Source organism: Streptomyces sp. SudanB182_2057 (genome assembly GCF_964272715.1).
GTDB lineage: Bacteria > Actinomycetota > Actinomycetes > Streptomycetales > Streptomycetaceae > Streptomyces > Streptomyces rubradiris.
In genome coordinates, this window is record NZ_OZ186798.1 from 6,518,357 (window position 1) to 6,531,520 (window position 13,164).

Annotated in this window: 12 protein-coding genes; 5 read left to right on the forward strand and 7 right to left on the reverse strand. The window is 73.9% G+C overall.

What is annotated here, in order from left to right; genetic code table 11:
* A complete protein-coding gene (locus tag ACSURM_RS28925) occupies positions 1–1,221 on the reverse strand; it encodes an exo-beta-N-acetylmuramidase NamZ family protein (RefSeq protein ID WP_436958730.1) in 1,221 nt (406 codons plus the stop codon).
* 139 nt (positions 1,222–1,360) lie between these two features.
* Between ACSURM_RS28925 and ACSURM_RS28930 the strand changes: the two genes are divergently transcribed.
* Genes ACSURM_RS28930 through ACSURM_RS28940 form a run of 3 tightly spaced genes read left to right on the forward strand, consistent with a single transcriptional unit; the run spans position 1,361 to position 4,410 of the window.
* Positions 1,361–2,131 (forward strand): SDR family oxidoreductase, encoded by a 771-nt coding sequence (locus ACSURM_RS28930; protein ID WP_436958731.1) that lies wholly within the window; start codon positions 1,361–1,363, stop codon positions 2,129–2,131.
* Complete coding sequence (locus tag ACSURM_RS28935) at positions 2,128–3,789, forward strand: class I adenylate-forming enzyme family protein (RefSeq protein ID WP_436958732.1); 1,662 nt, start codon at positions 2,128–2,130, stop codon at positions 3,787–3,789. Before ACSURM_RS28930 ends, ACSURM_RS28935 begins: the two co-directional genes overlap by 4 nt.
* A gap of 27 nt (positions 3,790–3,816) precedes the next feature.
* Positions 3,817–4,410, forward strand: coding sequence for a TetR/AcrR family transcriptional regulator (locus tag ACSURM_RS28940; protein ID WP_189996117.1), 594 nt, complete (start codon positions 3,817–3,819; stop codon positions 4,408–4,410).
* A gap of 16 nt (positions 4,411–4,426) precedes the next feature.
* Here ACSURM_RS28940 and ACSURM_RS28945 read toward each other — a convergent pair whose 3' ends face one another.
* From ACSURM_RS28945 to ACSURM_RS28970, 6 genes are all read right to left on the reverse strand, one after another.
* Positions 4,427–4,633, reverse strand: a complete 207-nt coding sequence (locus ACSURM_RS28945) for a hypothetical protein (RefSeq protein WP_436958733.1) — start codon at positions 4,631–4,633, stop codon at positions 4,427–4,429.
* A gap of 11 nt (positions 4,634–4,644) precedes the next feature.
* Positions 4,645–5,988 carry a diaminopimelate decarboxylase gene (locus ACSURM_RS28950; RefSeq protein ID WP_436958734.1) on the reverse strand — a complete coding sequence of 448 codons (1,344 nt, stop codon included), beginning with the start codon at positions 5,986–5,988 and terminating at the stop codon, positions 4,645–4,647.
* A gap of 215 nt (positions 5,989–6,203) precedes the next feature.
* On the reverse strand, positions 6,204–7,877 hold the full coding sequence (locus tag ACSURM_RS28955; RefSeq protein ID WP_436958735.1) for a PucR family transcriptional regulator: 1,674 nt from the start codon (positions 7,875–7,877) through the stop codon (positions 6,204–6,206).
* Positions 7,878–8,096: 219 nt separating this feature from the next.
* Positions 8,097–9,311, reverse strand: a complete 1,215-nt coding sequence (locus ACSURM_RS28960) for an acyl-CoA dehydrogenase family protein (RefSeq protein ID WP_436958736.1) — start codon at positions 9,309–9,311, stop codon at positions 8,097–8,099.
* Positions 9,312–9,317: 6 nt separating this feature from the next.
* Complete coding sequence (locus ACSURM_RS28965; protein ID WP_436958737.1) at positions 9,318–10,340, reverse strand: phosphotransferase family protein; 1,023 nt, start codon at positions 10,338–10,340, stop codon at positions 9,318–9,320.
* 144 nt (positions 10,341–10,484) lie between these two features.
* Positions 10,485–10,784 carry a hypothetical protein gene (locus tag ACSURM_RS28970; protein ID WP_436958739.1) on the reverse strand — a complete coding sequence of 100 codons (300 nt, stop codon included), beginning with the start codon at positions 10,782–10,784 and terminating at the stop codon, positions 10,485–10,487.
* 81 nt (positions 10,785–10,865) lie between these two features.
* On the opposite strand from ACSURM_RS28970, the gene ACSURM_RS28975 reads away from it, so the two are divergent.
* Together ACSURM_RS28975 and ACSURM_RS28980 are read left to right on the forward strand one after the other, a co-directional pair.
* A complete protein-coding gene (locus ACSURM_RS28975) occupies positions 10,866–11,816 on the forward strand; it encodes an NADP-dependent oxidoreductase (RefSeq protein WP_436958740.1) in 951 nt (316 codons plus the stop codon).
* A gap of 143 nt (positions 11,817–11,959) precedes the next feature.
* Positions 11,960–13,126 (forward strand): esterase-like activity of phytase family protein, encoded by a 1,167-nt coding sequence (locus ACSURM_RS28980; protein WP_436958741.1) that lies wholly within the window; start codon positions 11,960–11,962, stop codon positions 13,124–13,126.
* The last annotated feature ends 38 nt before the right edge of the window (positions 13,127–13,164 follow it).

The following is a 13,164-nucleotide window of genomic DNA, read 5'->3' on the forward strand; positions in this document are numbered from 1 at the left end:
CTACTTGTACAGGAGATACCCCTTTCGCACCCGCCGGAACGCGGCCAGCTCCTCCTGCCAGGCGCCCGTCACCTCGTCGGTGTCCGCGCCCGCGTCGATCATCGTGCGCACCCGCTCGGAGCCGGTGAGCTTGTCGATCCAGTGGTCGGACCGCCACGCGAACCCGTCCCACGCCTTCCGCGCCGTCACCAGCAGCGCGATCCCGGTGCGCACGGGGTCGAAGGCGGCCCGGTTGGTCACATGGACCTGCACCCCGCCCACCGTCTTCCCCTGGAACTTGGAGAACGTGGGCGCGAAGTACGCCTCCCGGAACCGCACGCCGGGCAGCCCCAGCCCGTTCACGGCGGCGGCCCAGCGCCCGTCCACGCCCTCGGCGCCGAGGAGTTCGAAGGGCCGGGTCGTACCGCGCCCCTCGGAGAGGTTGGTGCCCTCGAACAGGCAGGTCCCGGAGTACACCAACGCGGTGTCCGGCGTGGGCATGTTGGGGCTCGGCGGCACCCAGGGCAGGCCCGTGCCGTCGTGGAACGCGGTCCGCCTCCAGCCCGACACGCGGACGGTCTCCAGCGCGACCGGCTTGTTCAGGAACTCCCCGTTGAACAGGCCGGCCAGCTCCCCGACCGTCATGCCGTGCGCCTGCGCGATCGGCTTGCGGCCGACGAAGCTGGCGAACTCCTCGCGCAGCACCGGGCCTTCGGCCGCCCGGCCGGTCACCGGGTTGGGGCGGTCCAGCACGACGAAGCGCTTCCCGGCGAGCGCCGCCGCCTCCATGCAGTCGTACAGGGTCCAGATGTAGGTGTAGAAGCGGGCGCCGACGTCCTGGATGTCGAAGACGACCGTGTCCACGCCGGACGCGGTGAAGATGTCGGCGAGCGGCCGGCCGCTCTTCAGGTACGTGTCGTACACCGGCAGGCCGGTCGCCGGGTCGTCGTGGCGCCCCTCGGAGCCGCCGGCCTGGGCGGTGCCGCGGAAGCCGTGCTCCGGGCCGAAGACCGCGATCAGCTCGACCCGGGGGTCCTCGTGCATCACGTCCACGATGTGTTCCGCGGTGCTGGTGATGCCGGTGGGGTTGGTGACGATGCCCACCTTCTGGCCGGAGAGGGGCGCGTAGTCGTGGGCGGCGAGGTTGTCGAACCCGGTACGGACAGGAGCGCGGTGGTGGTGTGCCATCGGAGTCGCCGCCAGTGCGGTCGAGGCGAGCAGGTTTCTTCGGGACAGGTCCATGAGTCCTCCAGTCCCCTAGAGGTTGGTGCAGCGGGCCCTTCCTTTACACATACCGACTGGTTAGTCTGGCGCTCGCCGAGCCGAGTCGCAGCGTGTCGTGTCGACGTCGCGTCGCGTCGTGTCGTGTCGAAGGAGACCGATGGTGGAAGCCGTGCGGGATGCGGGAGTGGTCGTCACCGGAGCGGGCGGGGGGATCGGGGCCGCGCTGGCCCGGCGGTTCGCCGCCGAGGGGGCCCGGGTCGTGGTGAACGACCTGGACGCCGGCAAGGCGAAGGCGGTGGCCGAGGAGATCGGGGGGACCGCCGTGCCCGGCGACGCCTCCCGCGTCGTCGACGCGGCCCGCGACGCCCTCGGCGGCACGGTGGACGTCTACTGCGCCAACGCCGGGGTCGCCTTCGAGGACGGCGACCTCACCGCCCTGGACGAGCGCACCTGGGAGACCTCCTGGGACGTCAACCTGATGGCCCACGTCCGCGCCGCCCACGCGCTGCTGCCCGGCTGGCTGGAGCGGGGCGCCGGGCGGTTCGTCTCCACCGTCTCCGCCGCCGGACTGCTCACCATGATCGGCGCGCCCTCCTACAGCGTGACCAAGCACGGCGCCTACGCCTTCGCCGAGTGGCTGTCCCTGACCTACCGCCACCGGGGCGTGAAGGTGCACGCCATCTGCCCGCAGGGCGTCCGCACCGACATGCTGGCCGCCACCGGCAGCGCAGGCGACCTGGTGCTGCGGCCCACCGCGATCGAACCCGAGGCCGTGGCCGACGCCCTGCTGAAGGGCATCGAGGAGGACCGCTTCCTGATCCTGCCGCACCCCGAGGTCGCCGGTTTCTACCGGACCCGGGCCGACGAGCCCGACCGCTGGCTCGCCACCATGAACCACATCCAGCGCAAGTGGGAGGCCGCCCGGTGACCGCCTCCCGCTACGCCGACCGCCCCTGGCTCGCGCTGCTGACCGACGACCAGCGCGCCCCGCTCGACCCCGCCGACTCCCTGGCGCACGCCCTGCGCACCGCCGCCGCCGAGCACCCCGACCGCACCTGCCTCACCTACTTCGACACCCGGCTGAGCTACCGGGAGACCGACGAGCTGACCGACTCCGTCGCCGCCCACCTCGCCGGGCGCGGACTCGGGCGCGGCGACCGGGTGGCCGTACTGCTGCAGAACTCCCCGCACTTCGTGCTGGCCGTGCTCGGCGCCTGGAAGGCGGGCGCGACCGTCGTCCCGGTCAACCCCATGTACAAGTCGGGCGAGGTCGCGCACGTCCTGCGGGACGCCGAGGTGACCGCGCTGATCTGCTCCGACCGGGCCTGGGAGGCGTACCTGCGGCCAACCGCCGCCGACTCCCCGGTACGGATCGTGCTCACCGCCTGCGAACGGGACCTCCAGACTCGCGACGACCCCCGCGTGCTGGCCTTCGAGCGGCTGCCCCAGGCCCCGGACGCCGACGACCTGACGGCGGTCGCCCGGCAGGGCGGCCGGCCCCCCGAGGGCCGCCTGCCGCGCCCGGAGGACATCGCGCTGATCAGCTACACCTCCGGCACCAGCGGCACCCCCAAGGGCGCCACCAACACCCACGCCAACATCATGTACAACGCCGAGCGGCAGAGCACCGGACTCGGCCTGCCCGAGCTGCCCGTCTACTACGCGCTCGCCCCGCTGTTCCACATCACCGGCATGGTCTGCCAGCTCGGCGCCTGCCTGAACGGCGCGGGAACCCTGGTGCTCACCTACCGCTTCGAGCCCGGTGTCGTCCTGGACGCCTTCGCCGAGCACCGCCCGCACTACACCGTCGGCCCCTCCACCGCCTACATGGCGCTCGCCGCCCACCCCGGCGTCACCCGCGAGCACTTCACCTCCTTCGTGCAGCTCTCCTCCGGCGGCGCGCCCGTGCCGCCCGCCCTCGTGGAACGGTTCCGCGAGCGCTTCGGGCCGTACATCCGGGTCGGCTACGGCCTCACCGAGTGCACCGCCCCCTGCGCCTCCGTCCCGCCCCACCTGGAGGCGCCCGTGGACCCGGTCTCCGGCACCCTGTCCGTCGGCCTGCCCGGCGCCGACACGGTCGTGCGCATCCTGGACGACCAGGGCGCGGAGGTGCCCTTCGGGGAGCACGGGGAGATCGCCGTACGCGGACCGCAGGTGGTGCCCGGCTACTGGCGGCGGCCCGACGCCACCGCCGAGACCTTCCCGGACGGCGAACTGCGCACCGGCGACATCGGGTTCATGGACGAGCGGGGCTGGCTGTACGTCGTGGACCGCAAGAAGGACATGATCAACGCTTCCGGCTTCAAGGTGTGGCCGCGCGAGGTCGAGGACGTCCTCTACACACACCCGGCGGTGCGTGAGGCGGCCGTCGTCGGGGTGCCCGACGGGTACCGGGGCGAGACCGTCAAGGCATATATCAGCCTCCGTCCGGGCGCCGAGGCGGCCCCCGGTGAACTGGCCGCGTACTGCAAGGAGAGACTGGCCGCGTACAAATACCCGCGTCAGGTGGAGATCCTGCCCGAGTTGCCCAAGACGGCCAGTGGGAAGATCCTCCGTCGGGAACTGCGTTCCCGGAACACCGACTGAAAGACCACGGAAAGGCAGGTGGCGGCAGTGCCCAGGACCACGGACGGAGACGGCACGCCCGTTCCGCAGCGGCTGCTGGCCGCCGCCACCCGGCTCTTCGCCGAGCAGGGCTACGACCGCACCTCCGTGCAGGAGATCGTGGAGGCGGCCGGCGTCACCAAGGGCGCGCTGTACCACTACTTCGGCTCCAAGGACGACCTGCTGCACGAGGTGTACGCGCGCGTGCTGCGCCTCCAGCAGGAGCGGCTGGACACCTACGCGAACGCCGACGAGCCGGTGGCCAAGCGGCTCAGGGACGCGGCGGCCGACGTGGTCGTCACCACCATCGAGAACCTCGACGACGCGTCGATCTTCTTCCGGTCCATGCACCACCTGAGCCCGGAGAAGAACAAGCAGGTCCGCGCCGAGCGCCGGCGCTACCACGAACGCTTCCGCGCGCTGGTGGAGGAGGGCCAGAAGGAGGGTGTCTTCTCCACGGCGACCCCGGCCGACCTCGTGGTGGACTACCACTTCGGCTCCGTCCACCACCTGTCGACGTGGTACCGCCCCGACGGCCCACTGACCCCCCAGCAGGTCGCCGACCACCTCGCCGACCTCCTGCTGCGGGCCCTGCGACCCTGACCCCGGGCGCCCGCGCCTAGTCGATGATCTCCTTGAAGAACAGCACCGCCGAGGCGGCCGTGCCGGCGCCCGCGCTCACCGCGACCGGCCAGGCGCTGCCGGCCAGCGCCGCCAGCACGCCCGCCCCGGCGCCGGCCAGCCCGGCCAGCAGGAAGACGATGGTGGCGCGCTGGGTCAGCAGCGGCCCGCCCCCGCCGGGCCGCCCGGAACCGGACCGGGGCACCGTGCCGCTCCTCACCGGTCTTCGCGGGCCGGGACCGGCTCCGGCACGCCGTCCCGGTCCGTCAGCAGCCACGGATCCTGCGCGGGCCGCACCGGAGTGAACTCCACCCGCCCGGCCGCGTCCGTCCGGACCCCGTGCACGGCGGGCTCGGGCAGGCTGTTGTAGTGGAACGGCGTGGAGAAGTAGTACGCGCCGGTGTCCGGCACCACCACCAGGTCGCCCGGCCCGAGCGGCGGCAGCGCCCGGCCGCGGGCCAGCAGATCGCCGGCGAAGCAGGCCGGTCCGGCGATGTCCTGCCGCACGGGCCGGGCCCGCAGGGCGGCTCCGTCCGGGCCGTACGCCTCGATCCGCAGCGGCCAGGCGTCGGGGCTGAACACCGTCCGGGTGGCGACCTGCACCCCGGCGTGCGTCACGGCGATCGGCCGGCCCCCGGCGCTCTTGGTGTACTCGACGTACGCCGCGAGGAACCCGTTCTTCGCCAGCACCGAGCGGCCGAACTCGGTGACGACCCGGTACCGGCCCTCGAACAGCCCCGGGGCGTGCGCCCGCAGTTGTCCGACGTAGTCGGCGAACGTCGGCGTGACCTCGTCGTCGGCGAAGTTCACCGGCAGTCCGCCGCCGATGTCGATGCCCTCCACCCGGCCCGGGCCGAACGCCGCCGTCACCTGGTCGGCGAACTCCACCGCCTGCGCCACCCCGCGCGCCATCAGGTCCAGCGGGCAGCCCTGCGACCCGGTGTGGGTGTGCACCCAGGTCAGCCACGGATAGGCGGCGAACGCCCGCAGCAGCCGCTCCCGGTTGCCCGGGTCCGTCAGCGGGACGCCGAACTTCGAGGTGGCCGTGGCGGTGCTCATCGCGGCGATGGCCCCGCCGCCGACCTGGCAGTTCAGCCGCACCCCGATCCGGGACGCGGACGGGCGGCCCGCCAGCAGCGCGTCGATCCGCTCCAGCTCCTGGAAGCCGTCGGCGTTGACGGCCACCCCCAGCTCCAGGGCCCGCGCCAGCTCGGCGCGCGTCTTGGCCGGGGAGTCGAAGACGATCCGGTCGGCCGGGAAACCCGCCGCCAGCGCCCGGGCCAGCTCGCCCCCGGTCGCGACCTCGCAGCCCATCCCGAGCCGCTCCAGCTCCCGCAGCACGGGCACCAGGCAGTTGGCCTTCGCGGCGAACGCGTGCGTGACGGCGGGCAGTTCCGGGGCGCCGGGAAACGCCTCGCGCAGCGCCCGGACCGTGGCCGCGACACCGTCGAGGTCCACGAAGGCGGCCAGCGGGGAGCGTTCCGGGTCGAGCAGGCCCTGCCGCACGGCCTCCCTCAGGACGTGCTCGCGGCGCGCGGCGGCACGGGACACAGCGGTCATGGTGCACCCTCCGGTGTGGGACGGCGGCCCGGGGCCGTTTCCCCGGGCACATGACCAGACTGCTCGCCGCACCCGGGGACGGTCTTCGTCGGCTGCGCACAGGCATACCCGCCCCGGCCGGGCCCGCACCGGGGGTTCCCACCCCGGCGCGCGCCCGCTTCGTGCGCGGCGACGAGGAACGGACCCTTCGGTGGTGCGGGCGCACGAACGGCGCCTCAGGGGTCCGGGGTGCCGCGCCGCTCCCCGTCCCCGAGGCCGAGGCGCAGTTGCAGCTGCGCCAGCAGCCGGGCGTCCGGACTGCCGAGGTCCAGCCCCGACACGGCCGTGATCCGGCCCAGCCGGTACCGCATGGTGTTCGGGTGCAGCGAGAGGCTGCGCGCGGCGGCCGGCACATCGCCGAAGTGGTCCAGATAGGCCCGCAGTGTCTCCACCAGCCGGCTGCCCGCGTGCCCGGCGTCGAACGCGGCCAGCCGCGCCACCGAGGTCCCCGGCGGCAGCTCCAGGTCCCGCAGCGCCTCCAGCACGTGCAGGACGCCGATGGTGTCGGCCACGTCCTCCACCCACGCCACGGCCCGCCCGTCCCCGGTCCGGACCAGAGCCTTCAGCGCCTGTTCGGCGCTGCGGCGCGACCGCGCGGCCCCCGCCAGCGCCGGCACCACCTCGCCCAGCCCGGCCCGCACCGGCGCGCCGGACGCCGCCGACAGGCGGGCGGTCAGCGAGGCGCCGAGCGCCGTCATCCGCTCCCGGGCCCGCTCCTCGTCCCGGTCCAGCGCGCCGACCAGCACCAGCGCCCGGCCGCCCGCCGGCACGACCACGATCCGGTGGCCGAGGGCCGCGCAGTGCAGGGCGAGCAGCGCGTACATCCGGGACGGCTCACCGGCCGGCCCCTGTTCCCCGGTCGCCACGCCCACCGCCAGCACCGCGCAGGGCTCCCGGGCCGGCAGCGCGGCCCGCTCGGCCAGCACCTCGGCCGAGCCGCGCTCCTCCAGCAGGGCGCGCGCCGCGTCCTCCACCAGCCGGCTGTCCGCGCCGCGGGTGCGCTGGTGGAGCAGGCGCGGGGCGGCGGCCCGGGACGCGGCACGCAGCGCCTGAGCCGCGTTCGGGGACAGCGGCCGGCCCGCGACCGCCGCCACCCAGACGGAGCCCAGCACCTCGCCGCCCGCCCGGACGGCGCACACCAGCCGCTCGGGGTTGTCGCCCTGGGCGCGCCGGTGCAGCACGTCGTCCGTGGTCCACAGGGCGCGGAAGAACCCGGCGTCGCGCATCGCGGCCACCCGCCAGGCGGGCACGCGCCGCCCGAGGATGGTCAGCCGGCGCATCTCGTCCACGTTCTCCTCCGTCGAGGAGTACGCCAGCACCCGCGACTCGGTGTCCTCGATGGTCACCGAGCCGCCGACCAGGGCGGCCACCGCGTCGGCCAGCCCGTCGAGATCGCCCAGCGCCAGGCCTCGGGCGGCGGGTAACGGCGGCACCCCCGCCGCGGCGAGCCCGGCCCGGAGCGCCGCCACCAGTTCCTCCCACCGGTACCAGGTGCGGAACAGCAGCGCCGTACCGGCCTCGTGGGCCGCCGAGCGCAGGACACCGAGGCTCCCCTCGGGGCGTTCCGGGCCGAAGACCACCCCGCAGGCGCCGGCGGCACCGGCCCGGCGCACGATGTCCACCGCCTGGGCCGACCCGGCGGCGACACCGACGGCGAGCACCAGCTCCCCGGGCCGGACCTCGGGGGCCAGCACATCGAGCAGGGTGACGCCGCCGACGGCCGCGGCCAGGCCGCCGGGCGCCGTGTCCAGCTCCAGGGCCCCCGGGCCCACGACCGACAGCAGCCGCTCCAGGGTCACCCCGGGCCCGGCGGCCGGGCCCCACTCCGCGTGCTCCCGTGACTCGGTCACGCTTCCCCCTCGACACGCCGGCGGCCGGATCCCGGCCACTCCCGGAAGAGGTACGACACCACACACCGGGCGCGCGCTCAATGGGCTACGGCGTCATGGACCGGGCATGTGCTCAGGGGGGCAGGGCTCCGGCAGACCGAGCGTTTGCTCAGGGGGCAGGGTTCGGCAGACCGGGCGCGTGCTCCACGGGGGTACGGCGGCACGCGCCCGGCGCGGGACTCAGAGGTACTTCTTCAGCTCCCGGCGCGCCAGCGACCGCTGGTGCACCTCGTCCGGGCCGTCGGCGAGCATCAGCGTGCGGGCGCTGGCGTACAGCTCGGCCAGCGGGAAGTCCTGGCTCACCCCGCCCGCGCCGTGCAGCTGGATCGCCCGGTCCAGGATGCCGACCACCGCGCGCGGTGTGGCGATCTTGATGGCCTGGATCTCGGTGTGCGCGCCCTTGTTGCCGACGGTGTCCATCAGCCAGGCCGTCTTCAGCACCAGCAGCCGCAACTGCTCCACGGTGACCCGGGCGTCGGCGATCCAGTTCCGCACGACGCCCTGCTGGGCCAGCGCCTTGCCGAACGCCGTACGGGACACCGCCCGCCGGCACATCAGCTCGATCGCCCGCTCGGCCATGCCGATCAGCCGCATGCAGTGGTGGATCCGGCCGGGGCCGAGCCGGGCCTGGGCGATGGCGAAGCCGCCGCCCTCCTCGCCGACGAGGTTGGTCACCGGGACCCGTACCCGGTCGAAGACCACTTCGGCGTGGCCGCCGTGCGAGTGGTCCTCGTAGCCGAACACCTGCATGGCCCGCTTCACGGTGACGCCCGGGGTGTCGCGGGGGACCAGGACCATCGACTGCTGGCGGCGGATGTCGGCGCCGTCCGGGTCGGTCTTGCCCATCACGATGAAGATCGCGCAGTCCGGGTTCATCGCGCCGGAGATGTACCACTTGCGGCCGGTGATGACGTACTCGTCGCCGTCCCGCTCGATGTGCGTGGTGATGTTCGTGGCGTCCGAGGAGGCCACGTCCGGCTCGGTCATCGCGAACGCCGAGCGGATCTCCCCGGCCAGCAGCGGCTCCAGCCACCGCTTCTTCTGCTCCTCGGTGCCGAACTGCGCCAGCACCTCCATGTTCCCGGTGTCGGGCGCCGCGCAGTTGGTCGCGGTGGGCGCGAGGTGCGGGGACCGGCCGGTGATCTCGGCCAGCGGCGCGTACTGGAGGTTGGTCAGACCGGCGCCGTACCCGGTGTCCGGCAGGAAGAGGTTCCACAGGCCCTGCCGGCGTGCCTCGGCCTTCAGCTCCGCCACCACGGCCGGGGTGTCCCACGGCGAGGCGAGCGCGGCCCGCTGCTCCTCGGCGACCGCCTCGGCCGGGTACACGTACTCGTCCATGAAGGCGAGCAGCCGGGCGCGCAGTTCTTCCGTACGCGCGTCGAACGCGAAGTCCATGTGCGGTCAGCCTTCCTGAAGGGTGGTCAGTCCGTGGCGGATGAAGACGGGGACGAGGTCGCCGATGCGGTCGAAGCCGTGGCCGACCGTCTGGCCGAGCGTGTACCGGTAGTGGATGCCCTCCAGGATCACGGCGAGCTTGAACCAGGCGAACGCCTCGTACCAGGAGACGGCCGACACGTCCCGCCCCGAGCGCTCGGCGTACCGCTCGACCAGCTCGCGGGGCGAGGGGTGCCCGGGGGCCTCGGCGGTGGTGGAGACGGGGGAGTCGGGCATGCCCAGCGGCCGGCTGTACATCACCAGCAGGCCGAGGTCGGTCAGCGGGTCGCCGAGCGTGGACATCTCCCAGTCGAGGATCGCCCTGATCCTGTCGTCGTCGCCGATCAGGACGTTGTCCAGGCGGTAGTCGCCGTGCACGACGGCCGGGGCGGGGGAGGCGGGCAGGGCGCGGCCGAGCGCCGCGTGCAGCTCGTCGATGCCCGCCAGGTCGCGGTTGCGGGAGGCGTCCAGCTGCTTGCCCCAGCGGCGCAGCTGCCGGTCCAGGAAGCCCTCCGGGCGGCCGAAGTCCGCGAGGCCCACCTCACCCGGGTCCACGGCGTGCAGCTCGACCAGCGTGTCCACCAGGGACAGCACCGCGTCCCGGGTGCGTTCCGGGCCGAGCGGGGCGAGCTGGCCGGCGGTGCGGTACGGGGTGCCCTCGACGAACTCCATCACGTAGAACGGGGCCCCGAGCACCTCCTCGTCCTCGCACAGCAGCACCGGGCGCGGGACCGGCACCCGGGTCGGGTGCAGGGCGCTGATGACCCGGTGTTCGCGTCTCATGTCGTGCGCGGTGGCCAGCACATGGCCGAGCGGGGGCCGGCGGACGACCCACTTCGAGTGGTCGTCGTAGAGCGCGTAGGTGAGGTTCGACCGTCCGCCCTCGATCAGCCGTCCGGTCAGCGGACCGCGCACCAGACCGGGACGCTCGCGGTCGAGCAGGGCGCGCAGCCGGTCCAGGTCCAGCCCGGGCGGGTGGTCGGCGCTCATACATCACTCCTAGGGACGGGTGAACAGGACCCGACTCATGATGCCGACCGGTCGGTATGCCGTCCAGAGCAGGAGCGAAGATCACGCCGAACGTGACACGGCCCACGATAGGCCCACGGCCTCCGCGGGCGGGGTCCGGTGCGGTCAGTGGTCGTCCCAGTGGTCCCCGTGCTCGGCGTGCCGGTGGCCGCCGTGCAGGTAGTCGACGTGGTCGCCGTGCGGCACCTGCGCGTGCCCGCACTCCTCGTGGTGCACGTGCGCGTGGTCCCGGTGGACCGAGTGCCCGGCCGGCTCGCACTCGTCCCAGTGGCCCGCGTGCTCCTGGTGCAGATGCCCGTCGTGCACGTAGTCCACGTGGTCGCCGTGCGGCACCGCGCAGTGCCCGCAGACCGGCCCGTGACGGTGCGACCCGTGGGCGGTGTGTTCGTGGTGGAGGGTGGTCATGGCGCTCACCTCCGGGGTACGGGTGCCGGCGACGGGGCGTCCCGGTTGCGTGGCGCACGAGTACCCCGGAGGGTCGAGGGCATGAAGGGCATCAGCTACCGCCGCTACGGCGGACCCGAGGTGCTGGAGTACGGCGAGCTGCGGGACCCCAAGGTCGGTCCCGACCAGGTGCTGGTCGAGGTGCGCGCGGCGGCCGTCAACCCGGTCGACTGGAAGTGCCGCGAGGGCTACCTCGATCCGGTGCTGGACGCCGTCTTCCCGGTGGTCCCCGGCTGGGACGTCAGCGGCGTGGTCGTCCGCCCCGGCGCCGCCGTCACCGAGTACGCCCCCGGGGACGAGGTCATCGGCTACGTCCGCGAGGACTTCCTCTCCCGGGGCACCTGCGCCGAGTACGTGGCCGCGCCGGTACGCACCCTGGCCCGCAAGCCGCGCACCCTGTCCTTCGAGGAGGCCGCCGGGCTCCCGCTGGCCGGCCTCACCGCCTACCAGGTGCTGGTCAAGGCACTCCAGGTCAAGCGGGGCGAAACCGTCCTGGTGCACGCCGCGGCCGGCGGCGTCGGCTCCCTCGCCGTCCAGATCGCCGCCCACCTCGGCGCCCGCGTCCTCGGCACGGCCGGCGAGGCCAACCACGACTACGTCCGCACCCTGGGCGGCGAGCCCGTGGCCTACGGCGAGGGACTGGCGGAACGGGTGCGCGGGCTCGCCCCCGAGGGGGTCGACGCGATCTTCGACACCGTCGGCGGCGACACGCTCACGGTCTCCGCGGGCCTCCTCGCCCCGGAGGGCCGGCTCGCCTCGATCACCGACCCGGAGGTACGCGAGTACGGCGGCCGGTACGTCTTCGTCCGCCCGGACCCCGAGGACCTGGCGCGCCTGTCGGAGTGGGCGGACCAGGGCGTCCTCTCCGTCCATGTCCAGCGGACCTTCCCGCTGGAGCGCACGGCGGACGCCCACCGGCTGAACCAGGAGGGCCACACCCGGGGCAAGATCGTGGTGACCGTGGACCGGGGGCCCGCGGAGGTCCGTACGTAGGACGTTCCCCACAGGGCGTCAACTGCGGTGCGATAACTACAGAGTTGTACGGGATGTTCGCTCCGTCGCGGGGACCGGGGTGACCGAGGTTCACACGAACGGGTAACTGCGCCGGGGGCGTGCGCCGGTCCAAGATCGACCCCATGCGAACTTCCTTGATCCGCCGCGCGTGCGCCGTGGCGCTCATGATGGTCACGACGATGGCGCCCGCGGCGGCGGCCCGGCCGGCCGACGACACCAAGGCGCCCGGGACCGGCGGGCACGCGCGGTTGCTGGGGGAGCGGATCGTCCCGCACAAACTCGCCTTCCGCGGCACCACCGTCGGCGGACTGTCCGGCATCGACCGCAACCCCTGCACCGGCGAGTACGTCATGATCAGCGACGACCGCTCGGTGCTCCAGCCCGCCCGTTTCTACACCGCCAGGATCGCCGTGGACGGCACCGGCGTGCGCTCCGTCGACTTCACCGGCACCCACCCGCTGCGGCAGCCGGACGGCTCGGTCCACCCGCCGGCGAGCGCCCGCGACGGCAAGGCCGTGGACCCGGAGGAACTGCGGGTCGACCCGCGCAGCTGCCGGTACTGGTGGTCGCAGGAGGGGGACCGGCCGGCGTCGGCGGGCGACCCGCTGATCCAGCAGTCCGTCGGGATCGCCGGGCCCGGAGGTGCCTACCACGGCCGGTTCCGGCTGCCGGCCAACTATCAGTACACGCGGGAGGAGCGGGGGCCGCGGCGGAACAAGGGGGTGGAGGCCATCACGTTCGGCGCCCGGGGCGCCACGTTCACCAGCGCCCTGGAGGGCCCGCTGATCCAGGACGGCCCGGAACCCGACCTGCGGCACGGCGCCCTGGTCCGGGTGACCCGGCAGAACCGCGACGGCGCGGTGCTGCGGCAGTTCGCCTACCCGCTGGAGAGGATCTTCACCGCGTCCGACCCGTCCAGCCCGTGGGCCCCGGACACCGGCGTGCCCGCGATCCTCGCCTTCCCCGACGACCCCGACCGCTACCTGGTCCTCGAACGCACCTGGGTGGCCGGAGCCGGATACAAGATCCGTGTCTTCGACGCCACCACGCGCGGCGCGACCGACGTGCGGCGCATGTCCTCCCTGTCCGGCCGGGCGGTCGTGCCGATGCGCAAGAGGCTGGTCGCCGACTTCCACGACCTGGGGCTGAGCACCGTCGTCAACACCGAGGGCCTGACCTGGGGCCCCAGGCTGCCCAGCGGCGAACGGACCCTGCTCCTGGTCAGCGACGACAACTTCGCCGAGGACGAGGCCACCCAGTTCGTCGCCCTCGCCTTCCGCGACCGCTGACACGCGGGGGAGGGGAGTCCCGGGGCCACCGACGCGCG